Source organism: Mesorhizobium sp. BR1-1-13 (assembly GCF_020165515.1).
Taxonomy (GTDB): Bacteria; Pseudomonadota; Alphaproteobacteria; order Rhizobiales; family Rhizobiaceae; genus Mesorhizobium.
This window is the reverse complement of record NZ_JAIUIH010000004.1, coordinates 388539-411351: the sequence shown is the minus strand read 5'-3', so window position 1 is coordinate 411351 and position 22813 is coordinate 388539. Positions and strand designations below refer to the sequence as shown.

Sequence of the window (22813 nt, the reverse complement as noted above, 5' to 3'; positions counted from 1 at the left end):
CAGCCTCGCGTGCAAAGCATGGCAGCCATAACGCGACGGTACTTGATATTGCATCGCAGCAAGCGTAGAGCACCGCCCGCTTATCGGAGTGTCGTTCATGGCCCTTGCCAACACTGGTAGTGAGGCAGAAACCGTCGAACAATCGAGCCATCCTGAGATTGAGCAGCACAGCACCAAGGTGTTGATGCTCGGCGCGCTCGGCGTTGTTTACGGCGATATCGGCACCAGCCCGATCTACGCGTTCCGCGAGGCGCTGGTGGCGTCGTCGGGCGGCGAAGTGGCCGACCGTGGCGACATTCTTGGCGTTCTCTCGCTGATAATCTGGTCACTGACGATCATCGTCACCATCAAATACATCATGTTCGTGCTGCGCGCCAACAACCGCGGCGAAGGCGGCGTGCTATCGTTGATGGCATTGGCGCGCGGCAGTTTCCCGAAGCGCTCGGCGATCATTCTGGGCATCGGTATCGTCGGCGCCTCGCTGTTTTTCGGCGATGCCGTCATAACCCCGGCAATTTCGGTGCTCTCGGCGGTCGAGGGCATGAATGTCGTCACGCCGACCTTCCAGCCCTATGTCGTGCCGCTGACACTGGTCATCCTGGCGGTTCTGTTTTCGGTGCAGCGCTTCGGCACCGGCGGCGTGGCGCTGATCTTCGGCCCGATCACCGCGGTCTGGTTCCTGGCTATCGGCCTGTCCGGTCTCAACCATATCATCGCCGATCCGGAAATCCTGTGGGCGATCAGCCCGCACTATATCGTCGCCTTCCTGATCAATTCGCCCGATGTCGCCTTCGTCACCATCGGCGCCATCTTCCTTGCGGTCACCGGCGCCGAAGCGCTCTATGCCGATCTGGGCCATTTCGGCCGCAAGCCGATCGTGCTCGCCTGGCTGGCGATCGTGTTCCCTTGCCTCCTGCTCAACTATGCCGGCCAGGGCGCCTTCGTGCTGGCCAAGAACGGCGTGGTCGGACATCCCTTCTTCGAAATGAACGAAGGCTGGACGCTGATCCCGATGGTGGTGCTGGCGACCGCCGCGACGGTCATCGCCAGCCAGGCGGTGATTTCAGGCGCATTCTCGCTGACCAGGCAAGCGGTGCAGCTCAACATGCTGCCACGGCTGGAAATCCTGCACACGTCGGAAAAACAGTCCGGCCAGATCTACATGCCGCGCGTCAACCTGTTGCTGGCGCTGGTGGTGATGATGCTGGTGGTGGGCTTCGGCGAATCCAGCAGGCTGGCTTCGGCATACGGCATCTCGGTGACCGGCAACATGCTGGTCACCACGGTGCTGCTGTTTGTCGTCATGACCCGCATCTGGAAATGGCGGCTGTGGGTGGCGGTCGCGATGACAGCGTTGTTCGGTTTCATTGATGTCGGTTTCTTTGCTTCCAACATCGTCAAGGTGTTCGAAGGCGGCTGGGCCTCGCTGGCGGTGGCCTTCACCATCGTTCTGGCGATGTGGACCTGGGTGCGCGGCAGCCGTTATCTCTTCGACAAGACCCGCCGCAACGAGATCCCACTCGATTTCCTGGCCGGCAATCTGTTGAAGAAGAAGCCGCAACTGGTATCCGGCACCGCGGTGTTCCTGACCAGCGATCCGCTCAGCGCGCCGACCGCGCTGATGCACAGCCTGAAGCATTACAAGGTGCTGCACGAGCAGAATGTGATCCTCTCGGTGGTGACCGCGCCGCAGCCGGTGGTGCCTGACAGCGACCGGGTCAAGATGGAGACAGTCAACGAGCTGTTCATGCGGGTGACGCTGACCTTCGGCTATATGGAGCAGCCCAACATTCCGCGCGCGCTGGCGATCTGCCGCAAGCAAGGCTGGAAGTTCGACATCATGACGACCTCCTTCTTCCTGTCCCGGCGCTCGCTGAAAGCCTCGCCCAATTCCGGCATGCCGGTGTGGCAAGACCGGCTGTTCATCGGCCTGGCGCGCACGGCGGCCGACGCTACCGAATATTTCCAGATACCGACCGGCCGTGTGGTAGAGATCGGCACGCAGGTGGCGATCTGACGGTCTCGATCGCCTTGGGCTGACGCTTCGGGGGGCGGGCATGAGCGGCGAATTGGTGCTTGTCACCGGCGGATCTGGGTTTCTCGGCGCTCACTGTATCCTTGAACTGCTGAAGGCGGGCTACCGCGTGCGCACGACCGTGCGCTCGGCCAAGCGGCAAGCCGATGTCCTGGCCATGCTCAAGACAGGTGGCGTCGAGCCGGATGACAGGCTCTCCTTTGCAATCGCCGATCTCATGAGCGATGCCGGCTGGTCGCCAGCCGCTGCCGGCTGCGACTATGTCCTGCATGTCGCCTCGCCGTTCCCGCCCGGCGTGCCCAAGCATGAGGACGAGCTGATCATTCCGGCCCGTGAAGGCGCGTTGCGGGTGCTGCGGGCGGCACGAGCTGCCGGCGTCAGACGCGTCGTGCTGACGTCCTCCTTCGCGGCTATCGGCTACGGCAAGCTGCCGCCCGACGGCCGTGCGTTCACCGAGGAGAGCTGGACCGATCCGATGGGAAGGGTCAGCGCCTATGTGAAGTCGAAGACGCTCGCCGAGCGCGCAGCCTGGGATTTTATCGCCGCCGAGGGGGACGGGTTGGAGCTTGCTGCCGTCAACCCCGTCGGCATCTTCGGGCCTGTGCTTGGCTCCGACCATTCGACCTCCACCGAATTTGTCCAACGCATGATGAATGGCGCCATGCCGGGGCTGCCGCGCTTGTCCTTCGGCGTCGTCGATGCACGCGATGTGGCGGACCTGCATGTCCGCGCCATGACCGATCCAGCTGCCAACGGCGAGCGCTTCCTGGCGGTCGCCGGCGATTTCATGACGGTGCGGGAAATCGCGCAAACCTTGAGAAAGCGGCTCGGCAATGCGGCGGCGCGCGTTTCGACCAGAGAGCTTCCCGATTGGCTGGTGCGCATGGTGGGACTGTTCAATCCGGAAGTCGCCCAGCTCGTGCCTGAGCTGGGCAAGGTCAAGAATGCCACCAATGCCAAGGCGGTGCGCATGCTCGGCTGGAAGCCGCGTTCGCCCGAAGATGCGCTGGCGGTGACCGGAGAGAGCCTTATCCGGCACGGCCTGATCAAAACATCGAAGTAGGGGGCGGCGGGAAGTCGAGAACAGACTTCCCGCCGCGTGGATTTCAACCGGCCAGGGCAGCCTTGTTCGCCTCGAGGAATTGTCTCAACGTCCTTGGCGTCCTGCCGGAAAGCATCTCGACCGCGTCCGTCACCATGGCGATGCGGCCGGCGCGCGTGTTGACGTCGAAGGAAACGATGACGCCGGCAAAATCCTCGGGAACGCCTGATGCCTTTACCCCTTCGGTCAGGGCATCATCCGAAACCTGCACGACATCTAGCGGTTTGCCGGTGACTTCGCTGACGAGGGCGGCGATCTCGGCCGTCGTATACGCTTGCGGGCCAGTCAGCGTGTAGGTTTCGCTGTCGGTCGAGCCGGAAGCGAGACCGGCGGCGATCGCCGCTGCCATGTCATCGCGTGCGCCATGGGCGATGCGGCCTTCGCCGGCGGACGTGTACCAGTGCCCCGAGGCGATCGCGTGCGGCAGCGCCATGAACAGGTTCTCCTGGTACCAGCCGTTGCGGAAGATCGTGTAGGGGATGCCGCTCGCCTTGATTGCCTGCTCGGTGCTGTAGTGGTCACCGGCAAACAGGACCGGCGACACCGGTTCCGGGTTGGGCATCGAGGTGTAGAGCAGGTGCGAAACGCCGGCGTTTTTGGCCGCCGCGACTGCATTCTTGTGCTGCTTCAGGCGCTTGCCGCTTTTTAGATCGAGATCGCCGGTCGAAATGATCAGCGCCTTGTCGGCACCCCTGAACGCGGTTTCCAGCGAAACGGCGTCGTTGAAGTCTGCGGCCCTGACAACGACGCCGCGCACCGCCAAATCTGCCAGGCTTTCGGGATTGCGCGTGGTGGCGATGATCTTTGCAGGCGGAGTTTTATGCGCGTCCAGGAGATAGCGGATGACGCCGCGGCCAAGCTGGCCGGAGGCGCCGGTGACGAGAAGGGTTTCGGTCATCGGAGATCCTGATTTGCGCCGAAGCGGCGGGTGCCCTAGTGGTCTCAGAAAGAGACCAGCACTAAAATAGAAATTGACCTGTCCCCGTAAAGGAGGCAGTTTTTCGGGAGGTAGGCACATCCAGGGAACCAGCGATGGACGGCAAGGTCATCAATCTGAAATCGAAGCTGGAGACCTACAAAGCGATGAGCGGGGGCGGCAATTTTGCCGATTGTCCGGTTCGCAATGTCATCCAGGGCGTCAGCGGCAAATGGAGATCGCTGCTGGTGATGGCGCTGGCTGAAAGGCCGTATCGCTTCGGCGAGTTGCGGCGGCTGGTGCCTGACATTTCGCAGCGCATGCTGACCCAGACACTGCATGATTTGCAACGCGACGGCTATGTGCATCGTGAAGTGTTCCCGACCAAACCACCGAGCGTTGAATACAGCCTGACCGATCTCGGGCGCTCGATGTTCGGCGCCTTTCATCAACTGATCCTATGGGCCGAACTCAACCATGATGCGGTGCGCGAAGCGCGTGCCGACTTTGATGCCGCCCAGGCATAAGCCGCAGGGTGGCGCCGCGACTTGATTTCACCCGGCCGCTGAAGGATTGTCCCGGCCTGTTCGGCTTGGGGGCATCGGCATTTCCTACGATATCGCAATTGCGGGCGCCGGGCTGGCGATGGCGCTCTATCTCAAGCGCACCGGGCACAGTATCACGATCTTCGAGCGCTTCGAGGAGGCCAAGCCGATCGGCTCGGAACTGATCCTGCACGGGCGTGGCGGTGCCGGCCCCGGCGCCGCAGTTCCTGGCCTCGATGGTGGCCGGCACGGTGGTCGATCCGTTCAGGCGAACTGGGCTGGCGGAAGCGCGCTGGCCGGATCGTTCTTGCGAATGACCGTCGAAAGAAACGACCCCTTCGCCCGCAGGAAGGCATACAGGCGCTCTGGATAGTCCTGCGCCACGGCCTGCTTGACGGACGGGCGTCCACTCAGTGCCTGGCGCCAGGCCTGGACGAGCGGTTTGCCGTCCAGAATGCCGAAGTCGCCGATCCGGTCGAAGGTATCGATGTAGCGGAAGACAGGGCCGTAGACTGCGTCGACGAGCGAAAAGCGCCCGCCTTCGAACCATGGTCCAGTCCGGCCGGCTTCGCCCGCCAATTCGGTCTCCACACGATCGAACATTTCCGACAGCGTCCGAGACTCGGCAAGGAATCCTGCCTCGGTCGACGCCGAATAGAACCGGCCGACCCCGTTGAGGATGGCTGAGCCATACTCGATCCAGGCACGATGCCGGGCACGGGCATAGGGGTCGGCGGGGTGGAGGGGATTGGCCCCGGTTTCTTCGAGGAATTCGAGGATGACGGCGGATTCGAAGATCACCGTCTCGTCGTTCCCTAGCCCCACGCGCAGCAGCGGCACCTTGCCGAGCGGCGAGATCGCCTTGAACCAGTCAGGCTTGTTGGCGAGGTCGATGTCGACGCGCCCGAACGGCACGCCTTTCTCGGCCAGCGAGATCGCCGCACGCTGGACATAGGGGCAAAGGGGATGGCTGACGAGAATGAGGGTGTTGGCATGCTTCATCGGATTTGCCTCTCGATATCGATGCATTCGCATCTATCTAGATGCAAATGCATTGATCGTCAAGATTGATGCAACTGCATCTATCTCTTATGATGACGTCATGATCGAGACAGCCCTGCCATCGCCGGAGGCCATCAAGACCTGGGCCCGCCTGATGCGGGTATCACGCCAACTGGTGGAACGTGCCGAAGACGCGCTAAAGGAAGGCGGCCTGCCGCCGCTTGCCTGGTATGACGTGCTGCACGAACTCGCTGAGGCGGGCGAGGGCGGCTTGCGGCCGTTCCAGCTGACGGAACGAACCCTGTTCGCGCAGTACAATATTTCGCGGCTGCTGGCTCGACTTGAGGCCGACGGGTTTGTCGAGAAGCTGCCGGTGGCTGATGACGGCCGGGGCCAAACCGTCCGCATCACGGCCAAGGGACGAGAGACGCGCCGCCGCATGTGGGCCGTCTACGGCAGGTCGATCGCGGAGCTGGTTGGCGACAAGCTCTCGCCGCAAGAACTGAACACGGTATCGGCCTTGCTCGGTCGGTTGCGCGATCCGCCAGCCGGCGACTGAACATACGTTTGCGCGGCTGCGGGGACACCAGAAGACATTTCGTCATTTTCCCCTTGCGCCGATCTTCGGATTGCGCAATATGCCGAACCGTAACGTACGGTACGGACTCGGGACGATCCGCGGCTCTACCATCAAACGGGAACAGAGTGTGTTGCAGGCAAACGCCGATCTCGACGACAGCGAAGCGCTGACGGAGCGTCAGAAGGCGGTTCTGGATGCAGCACTCCGCCTGCTGGTCGAGGAGGGCGACAATCTTACCATGACCGCAGTGGCGCGCCGGGCGAGCTGCTCCAAGGAAACGCTCTACAAATGGTTCGGCGACCGCGACGGGCTGCTCACCGCGACGGTGCAATGGCAGGCCTCGAAGGTACGGGTGACGGCGGTCGACGGCAGGGGACTCGATCTTGCCTCATTGGCCGCGAGCCTGGAGCGATTTGCTTCCGACTGGCTGAGGGTCATTTCCAGCGACACTTCGATCGCGCTCAACCGGCTGGCGGTCGGCCATGCCGGTTCGGGCAAAGACAATCTTGGCGCGGTGGTGCTGGAAAACGGGCGCTTTGCCCTCGCCAAGCGCCTGAAGCCGGTGCTGGAGGCCGGCCGGCAGGCCGGGCTGCTCGATTTTTCGGACGCCGAGACGGCGTTCCGCACCTTTTTCGGGCTGGTCGCCCGCGACGTGCAGATCCGTCTCTTGCTCGGCGACCGGCTGGAATTGACTGAGGCGGCGATCGGCGGCGATGCCGTCCGCGCGACGCAGCAGTTTCTCGCTCTTTTCGGAGCAAAAACCGGGCCGCAAGGCCTCTGATCTTCAAACGGGAAGGAAGACAAAAATGCGCGTCTATTACGATCGTGATGCCGATCTCAACCTGATCAAGGGCAAGAAGGTCGCCATCATCGGCTATGGCAGCCAGGGCCGGGCGCATGCGCTCAACCTCAAGGATTCCGGCGCCAAGGAGATCGCCATCGGCCTCAAGGCCGGATCGGCGACCGCCAAGAAGGTCGAGGCCGACGGGCTCAAGGTGATGAGCGTGGCCGACGCCGCCAAATGGGCCGACCTGATGATGATGGCGACGCCCGACGAATTGCAGGCCGACATCTACAAAAACGAGATCGCACCGAACATCCGCGACGGCGCCGCGATCGCCTTCGCGCACGGCCTCAACGTGCATTTCGGCCTGATCGAGCCGAAGTCGACGGTTGACGTCGTCATGATCGCGCCGAAGGGCCCCGGCCACACCGTGCGCGGCGAATACCAGAAGGGCGGCGGCGTACCCTGCCTGGTCGCGGTCAACCAGGACGCCTCGGGCAACGCGCTCGACCTCGCTCTCTCCTACGCCTGCGGCGTCGGCGGCGGCCGTTCGGGCATCATCGAGACCAATTTCCGCGAGGAATGCGAGACCGATCTGTTCGGCGAGCAGGTCGTGCTATGCGGCGGCCTGGTGGAGTTGATCCGGGCCGGCTTCGAGACCCTGGTGGAAGCCGGCTATGCGCCCGAAATGGCCTATTTCGAGTGCCTGCACGAGGTCAAGCTGATCGTCGACCTGATCTATGAAGGCGGCATCGCCAACATGAATTACTCGATCTCGAATACCGCCGAGTGGGGCGAATACGTCTCGGGGCCGCGCATCATCACCGCCGAGACCAAGGCCGAGATGAAGCGCGTGCTGAAGGACATCCAGACCGGAAAATTCACCTCGGAGTGGATGCAGGAATACCGTGCCGGCCTGTCGCGCTTCAAGGGCATCCGCCGCATGAACGACAGCCATCAGATCGAGGAGGTCGGCGCCAAGCTGCGCGCGATGATGCCGTGGATCTCGAAGAACAAGCTGGTCGACAAGGCCAAGAACTGAGCGATCCACGTCCCTCATTTTGCAAGTCCTGAGCGATCCACGCTCGAAAAGAAACGGCGCCGCGGGGCGCCGTTTTTTATTGCAGGATTGTGCGGCCTGGCTCAGCGATAGGGCGAGTAGCACTGCTGGCGCGGGCCGTTATAGGGCTGGAACGTGTTGTCCCAAGCGCGATACGAGCGGTAGCGGTTGTAGCACCACCGGACATGGGCGCTCGAAAACCGCCCGGCGCGATAGTAGCGGCGCGGCGGTGGATCATAGTAGTTGTAGTTGTTGTACAGGCTGCTGAGGCCAAGCCCCAAGCCAAGGCCCAGGATCGCGGCACCCGCGCCGTCGTCATAGTAGCGGCCGCGGTAGTGATGGCGACCATGCCGCCAACGCCAGTCGTCGCCGCCGTTCCAGTGACGGCCGCTCCAGTGACGGCCGCTCCAATTGCCGCGATTCCAGTTGTCGCGGTTCCAGCCGCCCGACCGGCGCCATCTCCAGTCGTTGTTGAAACTACTCCGGTTGTTGCCGCCGGCCCAGCTGTCGCGAACCGGCGTCACAGTCGGCGCCGCTGTGCTGGCGGGAATCGACAGATCCGGCTGCAGGATCGGTCCAGCAGCGGAAGGTGCCGTGACGCCGGAGAAGATACCGAGCGCTATCAGCCCGGATTTTACAGTGGAAGAAAAGAGCGCGTTCATTGCACTTCTCCAAGAAAAACAGGCCCCACGCCGACCCTGGATGGGCGCACTGTGGGTCTTTGCGTCTGAACGGCGGATGAACGGAAAGGTTCCGTCAACCACGGCGCGAAGCCCGCCAGGATCAATCGCTTCCAGCTGATGGTTGCCCGGCCTTGTTTTCTGCCGCGCTTGCGGGCAAAGGTCATGATATGTCGCTGCGCCTTGCAACCTTCAATGTCGAGAACCTGATGAACAGGTTCGATTTTTCCGGATACCGCAACCAGCTCAACGAGGATCGGACGCTGGCCCTCTTCGATATCCAGAGCGAGGCCGAGTACAAGATGCTGGAGCAGGCCCGGGCCATCGCGCAGTCGGACGACACGCGGCAGCTGACGGCGCTGGCTATCGCGGCCACGCGCGCGGACATCATCTGCATGCAGGAAGTCGACAATATCGAGGCCCTGAAGGCGTTCGAATATGGCTATCTTTTCAAGATGGTGGGTCAGGGCTACCGCCAGAAATATACCGCTGCCGGCAATGATTCGCGCGGCATCGACGTCGCCGTGATGATGCGCAGCGAGACCGCGCAGGGCCAGCCCATCGAATTCGTGCGCATGACCAGCCACGCTTATGTGACCTATGAGCAGTTCGGGCTGCACACGCCGGAGCTGGCGGCGCTCGGCAACCAGCCCAATGAACGCATCTTCCGGCGCGACTGCCTGGAAGTGGACATTACCGTGGGCGGCTCGCCGCTGACCATCTATCTCGTGCACTTCAAGTCGATGGGCTCGCCCCGCAACGGGCTCGACGGGCGTGAAGCGACGATGCCGATCCGCATCGCCGAGGCGCAGGCGGTGCGGCGGATCATCGAGGAGCGCTTCGGGGCGGATCATGCAGCCGACAAGCGCTGGGCGATCTGCGGCGACATGAACGATTACCGCCAGCGCGTGAAGATCGCCGGCGACGACATCGACGGCTATCGTTTCGAGGTGGTCGACGAGAACCTGTCCTGCATCAACGTGCTGACGGCTGGCGGCTTTTGCGAAAACGTGGTCGAGAGGCGGCCGGAAATGAACCGCTGGACCTTCTACCACACGCGTGGGCCGCAAGAGCGGCATTTGTGCCAACTCGATTATATCCTGCTCTCCAAGGGACTGGCTGCTAAGAACGCCACCGCCGTCCCGGACATCATCCGCAACGGCCAGCCCTGGCGCACGATCTTCCCCGCCGGCCAGGAAGTTGAGCGTTTCCCGCGCGCCGGCTGGGACCGGCCGAAGGCATCGGACCATTGTCCGGTGGCCATCACGCTGGACATGGCCTGAGCCGTGAGCTTCGACCTGCCGCGCAATGTCATTTTGCCGGTCGACGCCGTCGATGTCCGGCTCGATCCCGGGCCGCATCCTTTCGCGCTGGACAATGCCGAGGCGATCGCAGCGAACTGGCAGCACGAGATCGCGGCCAATCCCGCGTTGTTCGATGGTCCCGTTGTGCTGCTTTCGCGACTTGCCTGGCGCGACAATCGCCTCGTCGGCCGGTGCCACGCGGTCAACTACTCCACCTTCATGCTTTGGCGGAAGCGGCGCGAGAATTCCGGCGCCGAGCACGCCTATGCCCATGCCATGCTTGTGGCCGGCGACAATGCGCTGGTGGCGATCCGCATGGCCGCCCACACCGTCACTGCCGGCCGCGTCTATTTCGCCGCCGGTTCATTCGAACCGGCGGATTTTCGCGACGGCCTCGTCGATGTCGATTTCAACATGATCCGCGAGGTGCGGGAAGAAACCGGCCTCGACATTTCGGGCGCCGCACGCGGCCTGCACTACCATGCGCTGTCGACGGCAAGCGGCACGGTGATCTTCCGCCGCTACCGGGTTCCCGAGCCCGCCGAGGAGATCGCGCAGCGCATTTCGGCCTTCGTCGCAACCGAGGCCGAACCGGAGATCGTGGGTCCGGTCATCATCCGCCATGCCACCGACCTGCCGCACGGGCTGATGCCGCATATGAAGCCGCTGATCGAATGGCATTTTGCGAACGCGGACTAAAATCTTAGTACCCTTCCTTGCTGATCGTCTGGCCAGCCATGCGACGGTCTGAGTGGCTTTCTGCTATCGCAAACATCGAATGACTCCCTCCTTCAGGGGCGGGGACTGTTGTGTGTTGATGGCAACTTCTCTATATTGCTATCAATGACATCATTGTAACCTTGGATGATATCAATGAGCGCTGTCACTATCCGCAATTTGCCAGAGGAAACGCTCCGCGCCTTGAAGGTGCGGGCAGCGCACCATGGCCGTAGCACCGAAGCCGAAATGCGCGAAATCCTGGAAACGGCGGTGCGGCCGGCCAATCGGGTCAAACTCGGCTCGCTGCTCGCCGCCATCGGCCGCGAGGCCGGATTGTCGCAAGAGGATGTCGATAGATTGCAGCAGCTCCGCGACGAAACACCGGGCGAGCCGATGAGGTTCGAATGATCCTCATCGACACAAATGTCATTTCTGAGCCTTGGAAACCTGCACCCGATCGCCGCGTAATCGCGTGGATCGACGCCCAGGCTGTCGAAACCCTGTATCTCTCAGCCGTCACCGTGGCTGAGCTGCGGTTCGGCATCGCAGCGATGCCCGCCGGCCAGCGTCGCGCGGTCCTGCATGATCGTCTCGAGCAGGATGCGTTGCCGCTGTTTGCAGGCCGCATTCTGCCTTTCGACCTCGACGCGTCGCGCGCCTATGCCAAGCTCATGGTGCAAGCGAGAGCCTCAGGCAAGGCGATCGGCAATGCGGATGGCTACATCGCAGCCACGGCCGCAGCAAACGGTCTTACGGTCGCCACCCGCGACACCAGTCCATTCGCGGCCGCCGGATTGAATACCATCAATCCCTGGGAAACAGCGTCGTAGCCGCGCCTTTGCTTTCCAATCGCCTTATTCATGCCGCAGCGCGTCGATCGGGTCGAGCCTGGCGCCGCGCAGCGCCGGGAAGAAGCCGAAGACCATGCCGATCAGCGCGGAAAAGCCGACGGCGAGCAGGACGACTGCCGGGCTCGGCGCAAAGGGAATGGCCAGCATCGCCGAGGCGAGACCGGCCAGCGAGAGCCCGATCAGGATGCCGATGATGCCGCCGAGCAGCGACAGCACCGTCGCCTCGACCAGGAACTGGATGAGGATGTGCTTTTCATGCGCGCCGATGGCCAGCCTGATGCCGATCTCGCGGGTGCGCTCGGTGACCGACACCAGCATGATGTTCATGATGCCGATGCCGCCGACCAGCAGGCTGACGCCGGCGACCGCGCCCAGCATGCCGGTCATGGTGGTGGTGGCGCTGGCCATGGCATCGGCGATCTGGGTCATGTCGCGGATCGCGAAATCGCTTTCGCGGTCGGGGGTGATGCGTCTTGCATCGCGCAGAATATCCTCGACGCGCGGCTGCAGCTCCGATGTCGGGGTGCGGTCGTCGGCGGCGACGTAGATGTTGTCGATGTTGCGGTTGCCGACGATGCGCCGCTGATAGGCATGCAGCGGCATCAAGACGACATTGTCCTGGTCCTGGCCGAAGCCGGTATAGCCCTTCGGCTCGAGCAGGCCGATGATCTTGCAGGAGGTGCGGTTGACGCGGATGATCTCGCCCTCGGGATCGCCGGCGCCGAAGAACTGCTGGCGCACCGTCTCGCCGATCAGGCACACGCCTGTGCCCGAACGGGTCTCGGACTCGCTGAACGGACGGCCTGAGACCAGTTTCCAGTCGCGGGCATCGAGATAGGCGCTGTCGGTGCCGGTGACCCCGGAGGTCAGGCTCTCGGTACCGAAGATGACGCGGACCTGCTTCTGCGAGGCTGGCGAAATGGCGCGCGCGCCTGTCAGGTGGGTGACAAGTGCTGCTAGGTCCTTTTCGGCGAGCGGGCGGACGACCTGGTCGAGCCCGCCCGGAGCGCCGGGACCGGCCGGACGGCCGGAGCGCACAACCAGAAGATTGCTGCCGAGCTTGGCGATGTCGCTCTTGACCTTTGCGGTGGTGCCGGAACCAATGGTCAGCATGGCAATGACCGCGGCGACGCCGATGACGATGCCGAGCAAGGTCAGGAACGAGCGCAGCATATTGCGGCGGATCGAGCGCAAGGAGAGGCGGACGGTTTCCCAGAGCATGGTCAGGCCACCTCGACAGTCATGGTGTCGGAGGCGACATGGCCGTCGAGGAAGCGCACCGTGCGCTCGGCATATTCGGCGACGTCGGCCTCGTGGGTGACCATGGTGATGGTCAGGCCAAGCTCCTTGTTCAGTTGCGTCAGCAACTCCATGATCTCGTGCGTGCGGGCAGTGTCGAGATTGCCGGTCGGTTCGTCGGCGACGAGCAGCGTCGGCCTCGTGACGATGGCGCGCGCGATCGCCACGCGCTGTTGCTGGCCGCCGGAAAGCTCGGCCGGCGTGTGATGCTCGCGACCGACAAGGCCGACTTGCGCCAGCGCCTGCATGGCAAGATCGCGGCGCTCGCGGCTGGCCACGCCGCGATAGATCAGCGGCAGTTCGACATTTTCCGCCGCCGTGGTGCGCGCCAGCAGATTATAGCCCTGGAAGACGAAGCCGACATAAAGGTTGCGCAGCATGGCGCGGCGGTTGCGGTCGAGCCGGCCGGCATCGACGCCCATGAAGGAATAGGTGCCGGCGGTCGGCGTGTCGAGGCAGCCGATGATGTTCATCGCCGTCGATTTGCCGGAGCCGGACGGGCCCATGATGGCGACGAACTCGCCGCGCCGGATCGCAAGATCGACGCCGGCCAGCGCATGTACCTTGGCTTCGCCCTGGCCATAGCTCTTCCAGACCTTGTCGAAGGTGATGAGAGACGCGCCCATCGCCACGGCGTCAGCTCCGCTGCTGCGAGGCGGTGATGACCTGCGCCCCCTCTGGCAGACCCGAGGTGATCTCGGTCAGCTCGCCGTCAGTCGAGCCGATCCTGACGTTGACCGGATGCGGACGGCCTTTCTCCAGCACGTAGAGCGTGCGTGAGCCGTCGGTGGGCGGCGTTGCTGCCTGGCGCTGGCGATTGCCGCCGGGACGTCCCATGCGGCCGGTGAACAGGTCGCTCAGGCTCCAGCCGCGGGCGGCCTGTTGCGCAGGACGATAGCGGAAGGCGGAGGAGGGGACGGTCAGCACGTCCTTGGCCTGCCGGGTGACGACGGAAACCGTGGCGGTCATGCCTGGCCGCAGCAGCAACTCGTTGTTGTCGACCTCGAGCCGGGCATTGTAGGTGACGACGCCATCGGTCGTGACCGAGGCGTAGGAGATGTCGCGGATTTCGGCGTCGAACGGCCGCTCCGGGAAGGCATCCACGGTGAAGCGGGCATGCTGGCCTGGCTTGACCGCGCCGATATCGGCTTCGTCGACCGCCGCCACCAGTTCCATGTTCCTGAGATCGGCGGCAATGATGAACAGCACCGGCGCCTGCAGCGAGGAGGCCACCGTCTGGCCGGGATCGACGGAGCGCGTCAGCACGATACCGTCGATCGGCGCATAGATCGTGCTGTTGGCAAGGTCGGTCTGCTGCGATTTCAGGTCGGCATTGGCGATGGCGAGATTGGCCTCGGCGCTGTCGAGCGCCGCCTTGGAGCGGTCACGGGTCGCGGTCGCGGCTTCGAGCGACTGGTCGGTGGCCATGCCGCGCTTGGTCAACGCTGCGGCGCGCACGAGCGCGCTTTCATTTTCGGCCAGCGTCACGGTGGCGTCCGCGACATTGGCGGCGGCCGCCTTGGCGGATGCCTCGGCGCGTTCGATCTGCACCTGCAGCTTGGCGGTGTCGAGCGCGGCCAGCACATCGCCCTTCTTGACCCGTTGGTTCTCGTTGACGGAGACTGAACGGATGATGCCCGAGAGCTGGCTGGAAATGTCGACCTGGGTGAGGGGCTGCAACGTGCCGGTCGCCGAAACCTCGACAGTGAGGTCGGCCTTGGCGGCGGGCACCGTCGTATAATCGATCTTGATCGGCGAGCCGGCATACCACTGGTAGCCGGCAAAAGCCGCGACAAGGACGATCAGCGCCAGCAGCGCATAGAGCCAGCCGCGGCGGCGTTTCTTGCGCCGTCCCGTCTGGTCGAGCCCGAGCGCGGTCTCGATGGCGGAATCCGATTCCGTCTTTGGCAGATTGACAATCTGGTCCACGCCGGACCCCCTGAAGCGCAATATGTCCCTATGAGTGCACAGATCAGTGCTAATGGTTCGAATATCAAATTAAATTTCGCTCATGTTGGGATTGAGGCAGAAATTCGGATCAAAGCGGAAGGTTTCCTCCATGAGACGCGATTACTTGCTTTACGATGTGTTTACGACCGATCGGTTGGCCGGCAACCCGCTGGCGGTGGTGCTGGACAGCGGCGGACTGGACACGGCTGCGATGCAGGCCATCGCGCGCGAATTCAACCTCTCGGAATCCGTGTTCGTGCTGCCGCCGGACAATCCCAAGCACCGCGCCCGCATCCGTATCTTCACGCCCGACTATGAAATGCCTTTCGCCGGCCACCCGACCGTGGGCTCGGCGATCGCGCTGGCCGAACTGGGCGATATCGCGCTCGCTGAAATGGCCGTCAATGACGGCGCTGCGAGCATTTTCGTGCTGGAGGAAAACATCGGCCCGGTGCGCTGCGCCGTCAGCAAGCACGATGGCGCGACATTCGCCGAATTCGACCTGGCGAAGCTGCCGGAGCCGCTGAAGCTCGAAGCCGACCCGGTGGCGATCGGCGCCGCTCTTGGCCTGGCGCCGCACGAGATCGGTTTCGAGAATCATCGCGTCGCGTTCTGGTCAGCCGGCGTGCCCTACGTGACCATTCCGGTGGCCAATCTTGAAGCGGCCGGCCGGATCCGGCTCGACAACCAGGCCTGGTCGGAGCTGGCGCCGCGCAAGAGCGAATGGGCCTTTGCCAGCCCCTATGTGTATTGCCGGGAGACGGTGAACCACGAGAGCGCCTTTCATGTGCGCATGATCGTGCCCGGCACTCCTTCCTACGAGGACCCGGCGACCGGTTCGGCGGCGGCCGCATTCGCAGGCGCCATCATGTATTTCGACCGTCCGACCGACGGTGTTTCGCAGCTCTGGATCGAGCAGGGTCTGGAGATGGGCCGGCCCTCGCGTATCCGGCTCGAACTCAATGTCGAGGGCGGCAAACTGGTCTCGGCGCGCATCGGTGGCAACGCGGTCAAGGTGGCGGAAGGCAAGCTGTTCGTCTGACCATCTGCGTCACTTCAGCGATTTGTCGGGAAATGATTCCGGCAGGGCTGGACAGGATCGGCATCGGCGGCTATATGCCCGCCAACGCCGGTTTTTGCCGGCCGAGTGGGTGCGTAGCTCAGTTGGTAGAGCAGCTGACTCTTAATCAGCGGGTCCACAGTTCAATCCTGTGCGCACCCACCAAATTCTTCAAAGACTTGGTGGAAAGACCCTGAATAGGCCGGTTCAATTGCCGCGCTCATTCATCGGCTGCTTTCGCCGCCCGGCCGCCTTTGGCCAGGAGAGATGTAGGACTTTGCAGCTTGGTCAAAGACTATGATTGGCTGCGCCGAAAGACGCGGCTCAGAAACCTGCCGAACCGAAAAGCCATGCCGTTGTCCGCGCTCCGACCGTCGTCGGCATCAATGGCGGCCTTTCCGCCTGAGAAATCGCTGATGAGCCACCAGAAGAAAACCAGAAAAACAACGAGAATTGCGGTGTCGATCGGGCCGTAAGTTGAATATCCGCTGTGCCGAAGCACACCAGCAAGCAGCACGGCGATAGTCATAGCAGCGGCAGCCGGGTGAAGCTTTTTCATCCACCAGATCTATTCGAGAATCGCTACAACCGGAAGATGTTACTTCTCCGACACGCCCGCCTCGGCAAAGCTTGCCATCCTCGCATGGCACTCCAGCGCTGAGCGGACGATGTTGACGGCGAGGCAGGCGCCGGAGCCTTCGCCGAGCCGCATGCCGAGATCGAGCAGCGGCGGCAGGTCGAGCGCCTCGAGCAGGCCGCGATGGCCTGACTCGGCCGAGACGTGAGCGGCGATTGTGTGGGCCAGGCCGGCGGGATGCAGCTTTGCCAAAGGTGCCGCGGCTGCGGTGCAGACGAAGCCATCGAGCAGCACCGGTATGCCCATGTGACGGGCGGCGAGCGTGGCGCCGAAGATGGCGGCAAGTTCGCGTCCGCCGAGCGCCGCGGCAATCCCCAGCGGATCGGCAAGCACAGCGGCGTGGCGCTTCAGGCCCGATTCGATGGCAACCACCTTGCGCATCAGGCCGGCATCGTCGACGCCGGTGCCGCGTCCAGTCCATTTTTCCGCACCGCCGCCGAACAGCGCCGCCGAGATCGCGGCGGCCGGCGTGGTGTTGCCGATGCCCATCTCGCCGAAGCAGACGAGATCGAGATCCTCAGTCACCGCATCGTAGCCGGCCGAGACGGCGGCAAGAAACGCCTTGTCGTCCATCGCCTGCGTTTGTGTGAAGTCGCCGGTCGGATGGTCGAGATCGAGCGGAATGACGTCGAGTTCGGCGCCCGCGATGCGGGCGAGCTGGTTGATGGCCGCACCGCCGCCGGCGAAGTTCGCCACCATCTGCACCGTGACTTCCGAAGGATAGGCCGACACGCCTTGCGCGGTAACGCCGTGGTTGCCGGCGAAGACGAAGACTTTCACCCGCTCGAGCCTGGGCATGTCGCGGCGCTGCCAGCGCGCCAGCCACGCGGCGATGCTCTCAAGCCGGCCGAGGCTGCCCTGCGGCTTGGTCAACGTGTCCTGGCGGCGAGCGACCGCGCTCGCGGCGGCATCATCGCCATCAGGCAGGTCGAGGCAAGCAGCGCGCAATTCATCTAGGGATTTGAATGGCATGGAAGGAAATTCTCCGAGACAGAGTCAGGAAAGGGCTACGGCAGCGACGAGCAGCACCGCGATTTCGCTCACCTGCTCCAAGGCGCCGATCGTGTCGCCGGTCTGGCCACCGATCTGGTTGAGGCAAAGCGCGTGGAAGGCGGCAAACAGCAGTCCGAGCAGGATAAGGGCGGCGATGGCGCCGCCAAGCCCGAGCAGGAGGAGCGGGATCGCGCCGAGCACGGCGCCGGCGATGGCGATTTCTTGCGAGACGGTGCCGGCGCCGGCCGAGAGGCCATCGTCGCGCGCCGGGGGCAAGAGATGCATGAAGGCGCCGAATACGCCGCGCGAGGCCGCATGGGCGGCCAGGAGCGCGAAGAGGGCTTGTGTGGGATCGACGAGTTCCGACAGGGCGCTCCAGCGGATGAGGAGCGATAGGCCCAGCGCCATGGCGCCGTAGGCCCCGATTCGGCTGTCGCGCATGATCTCCAGCTTGCGGCCGCGCGTCTTGCCGCCGCCAAGACCGTCAGCGACATCGGACAGGCCGTCCTCGTGCAGGCAGCCGGTGGTGACCACGGTTGCAACCAGGGCAAGGGCTGCCGCCGGCCCCATGGCAAGGCCAAACCGTTCCGCCGTGGCAAAGACGATGGCGCCGATCAGGCCGACGACGAGGCCGGCGACCGGGGCGGCCCAGATCGCGGCGGCAAGGCTGCGGCCGCGAAAGTCGATGACCGGCAAGGGCAGCCTGGTGAAGAACACCAGGCAGAGGGCAACATCGCTGGGGATCTGCCGGAGCGAAAGGGTGACCTTCGGGAGCTTCATGCCTCAGCCTCTTGCGATGGCATGGAAGAAGGTGCCGCTGACTTGGCCGCGCCGGTAGCCCGAGGCGCCGATCGGATTGCCTTGCCCATCGGCGAGGTCGGCCAGGGGCTCGTCATTGCCGGTCGCCGTCATCTGTGCATAGTGGAATTCGTGCCCGCGGATCAACGCGCCCCGCGGGCCGAGCGGACAGTCGGCGCGCAGTCGCGCCTCGCGATAGCCGAGGTTCATCTTGCGCCTGGCGAAGCTGGTTGAATGGCCGAGCAGGCCGAGCATTTCGTGCGTTTCGCCAGATGCATCTTCCAGAGCTTCGCCAAGCACCATGAAGCCACCGCACTCACCATGGATGGGCTTCGTCCCGGCGAACCTTGCCATTGCTCTCCGAAAATTCGCAGCGGCGGCGAGACGGCCGGCGTGAAGTTCGGGATAACCGCCGGGCAGCCAGCAGACGTCGGAGCTGCCGTCAGGCGCCTCGTCCGCGAGCGGCGAGAACGGAACGATCTCCGCACCGGCCTTGCGCCAGTAGGCCGCGACGTGCGGATAGAGGAAGGTGAAGGCGGCATCCTCGGCAAGTGCGATGCGCTGGCCGGGCGGCGGCAGCGCATCATCGAAGCCGCCTTTCGCAGGAGTGAGGGGGGTCGCCAGCCGCATTATCGCATCAAGGTCGAGCGACTTTTCGGCCATGTCGGCCAGCCGGTCGAGATGCGCCATCAGGTCATCATATTCACCGGCCTGGACGAGGCCGAGATGGCGCTCTGGCAGGTTCAGCGTGGGATCGCGCAGGATGGCGCCGACGACCGGCAGCCCAATCGCCTCGACGGCGTCGCCGGACAGCCGGCGGTGGCGCTCGCTGCCCAGCCGGTTGAGCACGACGCCCGCCATGCGCACCTCCGGATCATAGGTGGCGAACCCCTTGGCGACGGCCGCCGCCGTGGTCGACTGGCCTGAAACGTCAAGCACCAGCAGCACCGGCAGGCCGTAGAGCCGCGCCAGATCGGCCGCTGAACCGGTGCGACCAGGCGAGGCCGGAATGCCGTCGAACAGGCCCATCGCGCTTTCGATGATGACGAAATCGGCGTCGTCGGCTGCCTGCGCGGCGAGTGCGTTGAGAAGCGATGGTGGCATCGCCCAGCTGTCGAGGTTGACGCCGGACAGGCCGGTGGCGGCGGTGTGGAAGCCGGGATCGATGTAATCGGGGCCGGACTTGGCGCCGCGCACTTTCAGGCCGCGCCGGGCGAGTGCGCGTAAAATGCCGATGGTGACGCTGGTCTTGCCCGAGCCGGAGCGCGGCGCGCCGATGATGATCGCGCGGGCGCTCACGACGCACCCGCCAGCGCCGCGCGCATGGCGACGATGCCGCCGACCACGATCAGCGCCGGCGCGGACAGGCCGGCGGCGGCGGCTTCCTCGGCGATGGTGGCCAGCGTGGCGACGACAATGCGTTCCTGCGGCGTTGTCGCGGCGACGATCACCGCCGCCGGAGTCGATGGCGCCAACCCGCCGTCGAGCAATGCGGCCGATATTACGGGTAGATTGGCCATGCCCATATAGACCACAACAGGCTGGCCGGTGCGCGCGATCGCGGCCCAGTCGAGATCCTCATCGGTGCCGGCGGCATGCCCGGTCGCCAGGATCACCGCCTTGTTGATGCCGCGCATGGTGGCGGGGATACCGGTGGCGGCCAGCGCGCTGAGGCCCGAGGTGAGGCCCGGCAGGACGCGGAACGGGATGTTTTCCCGCGCCAGGGCCAGCGCCTCTTCGCCGCCACGGCCGAAAATATAGGGATCGCCGCCCTTCAGCCTGATGACGCGGCGGCCCTGGCGCGCCAGCCGGACCAGCAGGGCGGTTATGTCGTCCTGTTTCATCGAGGGTTTTCCGCCGCGCTTGCCGGCAAAGAAAAGCTCGGCGTTTTCGGCAACCGCGACGACGTCCGAGGAGACCAGCGCATCGTAGACCAGCGCATCCGCCTCACTCAGCGCCGCCAGCACTTCCAGCGTCAGGCAGCCGGGATCGCCGGGGCCGGCGCCGGCGAGCCAGACATGGCCGGGCTCAAGCGTCCGCGGCTTGAAGTTCAGCCGGGCAAGCGCCTGTTGGAGCGCGGCGTTCTCGCCCTTATTCTTGGTGCTGTCGCTCACAATCCGTCCCGTCCGCGAAAACGCCTTTGGTAGTGGGCGTCGTACAATGAACTCTCGCCAAAACCTTCCGCCCCCAGCGAGCGGCCGACGAAGATGATGGCCGTGCGCTCCATCGGATCGGCGGCCAGTTGTGCCTCGATGGTTTCCAGCGTGCCGGTCAGCATGCGCTCGTCCGGCCAGGAGGCACGGAAGACGACCGCCACCGGGCAATCGCCGCCATAGAGCGGCGTCAGCTCGGCGACGACGCGGTCGACGGCGTGGATGGCAAGATGAATGGCAAGCGTGGCGCCGGTGCGGCCGAAGCCAGCCAGCGTTTCGCCAGGCGGCATTTTTGAAGCGCGGCCGGAGACGCGCGTCAGCACCAGGCTCTGGGCGACTTCGGGAATGGTCAGCTCGCGCCGCAGAGCAGCCGCCGCGGCAGCGAAAGAGGGAACGCCCGGCGTCAGCGTGTAGGGAATCCCGTGCTTTTCCAGCCGCCGGATCTGTTCGGCAACCGCGCTCCAAACCGACAGGTCGCCGGAATGCAGGCGCGCGACGTCATGGCCGGCTTTGTGGGCGGCCAGATATTCGGCCTCGATCTCGTCGAGCGACATCGGCGCGGTGTCGATCAGCTTCGTTCCCGGGGCGCAGTGCTGCAGCAATTCCGGCGCCACGATCGAGCCGGCATGGAGGCAGACCGGGCAGCTTGCCAACAGCCGCGCGCCGCGCAGGGTAAGGAGGTCGGCGGCGCCCGGACCGGCGCCGATGAAATGCACGGTCATGCCGCGTCTCCGCTGATGGCGATGGCGCAGGTGACCGGTCCGAGCACGGTGCGGGGTCCCAGCAGCCTGGCACCTTCGCCGGCGACGGCCAGCGCCGATGCTTCGGAAACCGATGCTGTGCCGGCCAGATCCTGCGAGAGGCTGGAGTTGCTGAGCGCCTTCGTCGACGCTGCTTTAAGCACTGCTTCATCGACGACAATGACGGGAAGGTTGAGTGTGCGACCTGCGGCAGCGATCGCCTGTTCATCTTTCTTGAGCGTGGCGGTGGCGAGCGACGAGAGCGCCGTCATCGCCAGTCCATGTGCTTCGAGCGCGGTTTCTATCGCGCCAAGCACGTCCTCGACACTCACGCCCTTTCGGCTGCCGATGCCCGCGACCATCATGGCTTGATCCAACTCCATTGGGTAACCGGCATCGCCGGCCGCCAGGCCTGCATCGAACCGACAGGCGCGGCGCGGGATATGGCGATGCGGGTGAGATCGCCCCCGAGCTCGGTATGACGGGCAAGAAGCAGCGTCTCCATTTCCAGCGTCACGGCATTGGCCACGAGCCGACCGCCCGAGCGCAGCGCCTTGATGGCGGCGGCCAGCACGCCGGTGTCGCTGCCGCCGCCGCCGATGAAGATCGCGTCAGGGGTCTCGAGCCTTGCAAGCGCCTTGGGCGCGCGGCCTTCTACCACGATGAGACCGGGAACACCGCAGGCGGCGGCGTTGTGGCCGATGCGGGCGGCGCGGATCGGATCGGCTTCGATGGCAATGGTGCGCATCGAGGGATGGGCGAGCATCCATTCGATGCCGATGGAACCGGAGCCGGCGCCAATATCCCACAGCAATTCGCCGCGCCTCGGCGCCATCGCCGACAGTGTGACGGCGCGGATGTCATGCTTGGTGATCTGGCCGTCATGGTCGAACAGGTGGTCGGCGAGGCCGGATGTCAGCGGCAGGATACGCGCATCCGGACCGGATTCGATTTCGAGCGCCAGCACATTGAGCGGATTGATGTCTTCGAGGTCGAACGCATCGGCTCGGGCCGAGCGCAGGTTCTCCTTTGGCCCGCCAAGCGCCTCCAGAACCGTCAGTCGCGAGGCGCCGAAATCAAGCTCGGTGAGCAGGCGGGCGATCGCCACCGGTGCATCGGCATCGGATGTCAGGGCCAGGATGCGTGCGTTGGGTTGCAGCAATGGACGGATCAGGTCGATGGGGCGGCCATGCAGCGAGACCGTTTCGATGTCCTGCAGCGCCCAGCCAAGGCGAGCGGCCGCCAGCGAAATGGCAGACGGCGCGGGAACGACATGCATCTCCCGCGGCTTGACCTTGCGTGCGAGGGTGACGCCGACGCCGTGGAAAAAGGGATCGCCGGAGGCAAGAACGCAGACGCGCCTGCCGACAAGCGCCAGCACGTCAGCCATCCCGGCATCGAAAGGTACCGGCCAGGGACGCGGATCGCCCTTGGCGAAAGATGAGACGAGCGCCAGATGCCGCTTGCCGCCGAAGATGATTTCAGCGTCGGCAATCCGCTGCTTGGCCTCGTCGCCGAGACCCGCTACACCGTCCTCGCCGATGCCGACGATGGTGAGCCATTTCTGGTTGAGCTTGGCGCCGTGCGGACCCTTAGCAGGCATG

At 64.4% G+C, this 22813-nt stretch carries 25 protein-coding genes and 1 tRNA gene; 12 read left to right on the top strand and 14 right to left on the bottom strand.

All coding sequences use genetic code 11. The features are described from left to right. The first annotated feature begins 97 nt into the window (after window positions 1-97). Window positions 98-2017, top strand: a complete 1920-nt coding sequence (locus LB533_RS12700; RefSeq protein ID WP_140495382.1) for a potassium transporter Kup — start codon at window positions 98-100, stop codon at window positions 2015-2017. A gap of 40 nt (window positions 2018-2057) precedes the next feature. Continuing rightward, on the top strand, window positions 2058-3098 hold the full coding sequence (locus LB533_RS12695; RefSeq protein ID WP_224677291.1) for an SDR family oxidoreductase: 1041 nt from the start codon (window positions 2058-2060) through the stop codon (window positions 3096-3098). Between the two features lie 43 nt (window positions 3099-3141). On the opposite strand, the gene LB533_RS12690 is transcribed toward LB533_RS12695, so the two are convergent. Continuing rightward, window positions 3142-4035, bottom strand: coding sequence for an SDR family oxidoreductase (locus tag LB533_RS12690; RefSeq protein WP_224677290.1), 894 nt, complete (start codon window positions 4033-4035; stop codon window positions 3142-3144). A gap of 134 nt (window positions 4036-4169) precedes the next feature. On the opposite strand from LB533_RS12690, the gene LB533_RS12685 reads away from it, so the two are divergent. After that, the gene (locus LB533_RS12685) at window positions 4170-4580 is read left to right on the top strand and encodes a winged helix-turn-helix transcriptional regulator (protein ID WP_224677289.1); all 411 of its coding nucleotides are present in this window, start codon (window positions 4170-4172) and stop codon (window positions 4578-4580) included. Window positions 4581-4862: 282 nt separating this feature from the next. Here the strand turns inward: LB533_RS12685 and LB533_RS12675 are convergent, their stop codons facing one another. After that, on the bottom strand, window positions 4863-5600 hold the full coding sequence (locus LB533_RS12675) for a glutathione S-transferase family protein (protein WP_224677288.1): 738 nt from the start codon (window positions 5598-5600) through the stop codon (window positions 4863-4865). Window positions 5601-5700: 100 nt separating this feature from the next. Between LB533_RS12675 and LB533_RS12670 the strand changes: the two genes are divergently transcribed. The 3 genes from LB533_RS12670 to ilvC all read left to right on the top strand — a co-directional run bounded on the left by LB533_RS12670 (window position 5701) and on the right by ilvC (window position 8006). Continuing rightward, window positions 5701-6159, top strand: coding sequence for a MarR family winged helix-turn-helix transcriptional regulator (locus LB533_RS12670; RefSeq protein WP_140639233.1), 459 nt, complete (start codon window positions 5701-5703; stop codon window positions 6157-6159). Between the two features lie 151 nt (window positions 6160-6310). Next, on the top strand, window positions 6311-6961 hold the full coding sequence (locus LB533_RS12665; RefSeq protein WP_263487487.1) for a TetR/AcrR family transcriptional regulator: 651 nt from the start codon (window positions 6311-6313) through the stop codon (window positions 6959-6961). A gap of 25 nt (window positions 6962-6986) precedes the next feature. After that, on the top strand, window positions 6987-8006 hold the full coding sequence (gene ilvC, locus LB533_RS12660; RefSeq protein ID WP_010910140.1) for a ketol-acid reductoisomerase: 1020 nt from the start codon (window positions 6987-6989) through the stop codon (window positions 8004-8006). Window positions 8007-8107: 101 nt separating this feature from the next. Here the strand turns inward: ilvC and LB533_RS12655 are convergent, their stop codons facing one another. Next, window positions 8108-8686 carry a BA14K family protein gene (locus LB533_RS12655; protein ID WP_224677286.1) on the bottom strand — a complete coding sequence of 193 codons (579 nt, stop codon included), beginning with the start codon at window positions 8684-8686 and terminating at the stop codon, window positions 8108-8110. Window positions 8687-8874: 188 nt separating this feature from the next. On the opposite strand from LB533_RS12655, the gene LB533_RS12650 reads away from it, so the two are divergent. From LB533_RS12650 to LB533_RS12635, 4 genes are all read left to right on the top strand, one after another. After that, window positions 8875-9987 carry an endonuclease/exonuclease/phosphatase family protein gene (locus tag LB533_RS12650; protein WP_140639128.1) on the top strand — a complete coding sequence of 371 codons (1113 nt, stop codon included), beginning with the start codon at window positions 8875-8877 and terminating at the stop codon, window positions 9985-9987. Window positions 9988-9990: 3 nt separating this feature from the next. Beyond that, on the top strand, window positions 9991-10707 hold the full coding sequence (locus LB533_RS12645; protein ID WP_140639127.1) for a hypothetical protein: 717 nt from the start codon (window positions 9991-9993) through the stop codon (window positions 10705-10707). A 174-nt stretch (window positions 10708-10881) separates the two neighbouring features. Continuing rightward, entirely contained in the window at window positions 10882-11136 is a 255-nt protein-coding gene (locus LB533_RS12640; protein ID WP_140639126.1) for a FitA-like ribbon-helix-helix domain-containing protein, read from the top strand. Continuing rightward, window positions 11133-11558 carry a type II toxin-antitoxin system VapC family toxin gene (locus LB533_RS12635; protein WP_140639125.1) on the top strand — a complete coding sequence of 142 codons (426 nt, stop codon included), beginning with the start codon at window positions 11133-11135 and terminating at the stop codon, window positions 11556-11558. Before LB533_RS12640 ends, LB533_RS12635 begins: the two co-directional genes overlap by 4 nt. 24 nt (window positions 11559-11582) lie before the next feature. Here LB533_RS12635 and LB533_RS12630 read toward each other — a convergent pair whose 3' ends face one another. Genes LB533_RS12630 through LB533_RS12620 form a run of 3 tightly spaced genes read right to left on the bottom strand, consistent with a single transcriptional unit; the run spans window position 11583 to window position 14807 of the window. Then, window positions 11583-12800 carry an ABC transporter permease gene (locus LB533_RS12630; RefSeq protein WP_140639124.1) on the bottom strand — a complete coding sequence of 406 codons (1218 nt, stop codon included), beginning with the start codon at window positions 12798-12800 and terminating at the stop codon, window positions 11583-11585. A gap of 2 nt (window positions 12801-12802) precedes the next feature. After that, window positions 12803-13510, bottom strand: coding sequence for an ABC transporter ATP-binding protein (locus LB533_RS12625; RefSeq protein ID WP_140639123.1), 708 nt, complete (start codon window positions 13508-13510; stop codon window positions 12803-12805). A 4-nt stretch (window positions 13511-13514) separates the two neighbouring features. Then, window positions 13515-14807: an efflux RND transporter periplasmic adaptor subunit gene (locus LB533_RS12620; protein ID WP_140639122.1), complete on the bottom strand. Its 1293-nt coding sequence runs from the start codon at window positions 14805-14807 to the stop codon at window positions 13515-13517. 130 nt (window positions 14808-14937) lie between these two features. On the opposite strand from LB533_RS12620, the gene LB533_RS12615 reads away from it, so the two are divergent. Further along, window positions 14938-15870: a PhzF family phenazine biosynthesis protein gene (locus tag LB533_RS12615; RefSeq protein ID WP_140639121.1), complete on the top strand. Its 933-nt coding sequence runs from the start codon at window positions 14938-14940 to the stop codon at window positions 15868-15870. Window positions 15871-15977: 107 nt separating this feature from the next. Continuing rightward, window positions 15978-16053: transfer RNA gene (locus LB533_RS12610), tRNA-Lys, on the top strand. A 130-nt stretch (window positions 16054-16183) separates the two neighbouring features. On the opposite strand, the gene LB533_RS12605 is transcribed toward LB533_RS12610, so the two are convergent. Genes LB533_RS12605 through cbiE form a run of 8 tightly spaced genes read right to left on the bottom strand, consistent with a single transcriptional unit; the run spans window position 16184 to window position 22812 of the window. Then, window positions 16184-16447, bottom strand: a complete 264-nt coding sequence (locus LB533_RS12605) for a hypothetical protein (protein ID WP_224677285.1) — start codon at window positions 16445-16447, stop codon at window positions 16184-16186. Between the two features lie 39 nt (window positions 16448-16486). Continuing rightward, a complete protein-coding gene (gene cobT / locus LB533_RS12600) occupies window positions 16487-17497 on the bottom strand; it encodes a nicotinate-nucleotide--dimethylbenzimidazole phosphoribosyltransferase (RefSeq protein WP_224677284.1) in 1011 nt (336 codons plus the stop codon). 24 nt (window positions 17498-17521) lie between these two features. After that, window positions 17522-18298: an adenosylcobinamide-GDP ribazoletransferase gene (cobS, locus tag LB533_RS12595; protein WP_224677283.1), complete on the bottom strand. Its 777-nt coding sequence runs from the start codon at window positions 18296-18298 to the stop codon at window positions 17522-17524. Window positions 18299-18301: 3 nt separating this feature from the next. Further along, a complete protein-coding gene (locus LB533_RS12590) occupies window positions 18302-19615 on the bottom strand; it encodes a cobyrinate a,c-diamide synthase (protein WP_224677282.1) in 1314 nt (437 codons plus the stop codon). Continuing rightward, the gene (cobA, locus tag LB533_RS12585) at window positions 19612-20430 is read right to left on the bottom strand and encodes a uroporphyrinogen-III C-methyltransferase (protein WP_224677281.1); all 819 of its coding nucleotides are present in this window, start codon (window positions 20428-20430) and stop codon (window positions 19612-19614) included. Before cobA ends, LB533_RS12590 begins: the two co-directional genes overlap by 4 nt. Continuing rightward, window positions 20427-21191 carry a precorrin-4 C(11)-methyltransferase gene (gene cobM, locus LB533_RS12580; protein WP_224677280.1) on the bottom strand — a complete coding sequence of 255 codons (765 nt, stop codon included), beginning with the start codon at window positions 21189-21191 and terminating at the stop codon, window positions 20427-20429. The genes cobA and cobM overlap by 4 nt, the downstream gene beginning before the upstream one ends. Next, window positions 21188-21574 carry a cobalamin biosynthesis protein gene (locus LB533_RS12575; RefSeq protein WP_224677279.1) on the bottom strand — a complete coding sequence of 129 codons (387 nt, stop codon included), beginning with the start codon at window positions 21572-21574 and terminating at the stop codon, window positions 21188-21190. The genes cobM and LB533_RS12575 overlap by 4 nt, the downstream gene beginning before the upstream one ends. Beyond that, the gene (cbiE, locus tag LB533_RS12570) at window positions 21571-22812 is read right to left on the bottom strand and encodes a precorrin-6y C5,15-methyltransferase (decarboxylating) subunit CbiE (protein ID WP_224677278.1); all 1242 of its coding nucleotides are present in this window, start codon (window positions 22810-22812) and stop codon (window positions 21571-21573) included. Before cbiE ends, LB533_RS12575 begins: the two co-directional genes overlap by 4 nt. Window position 22813 lies beyond the last annotated feature (1 nt).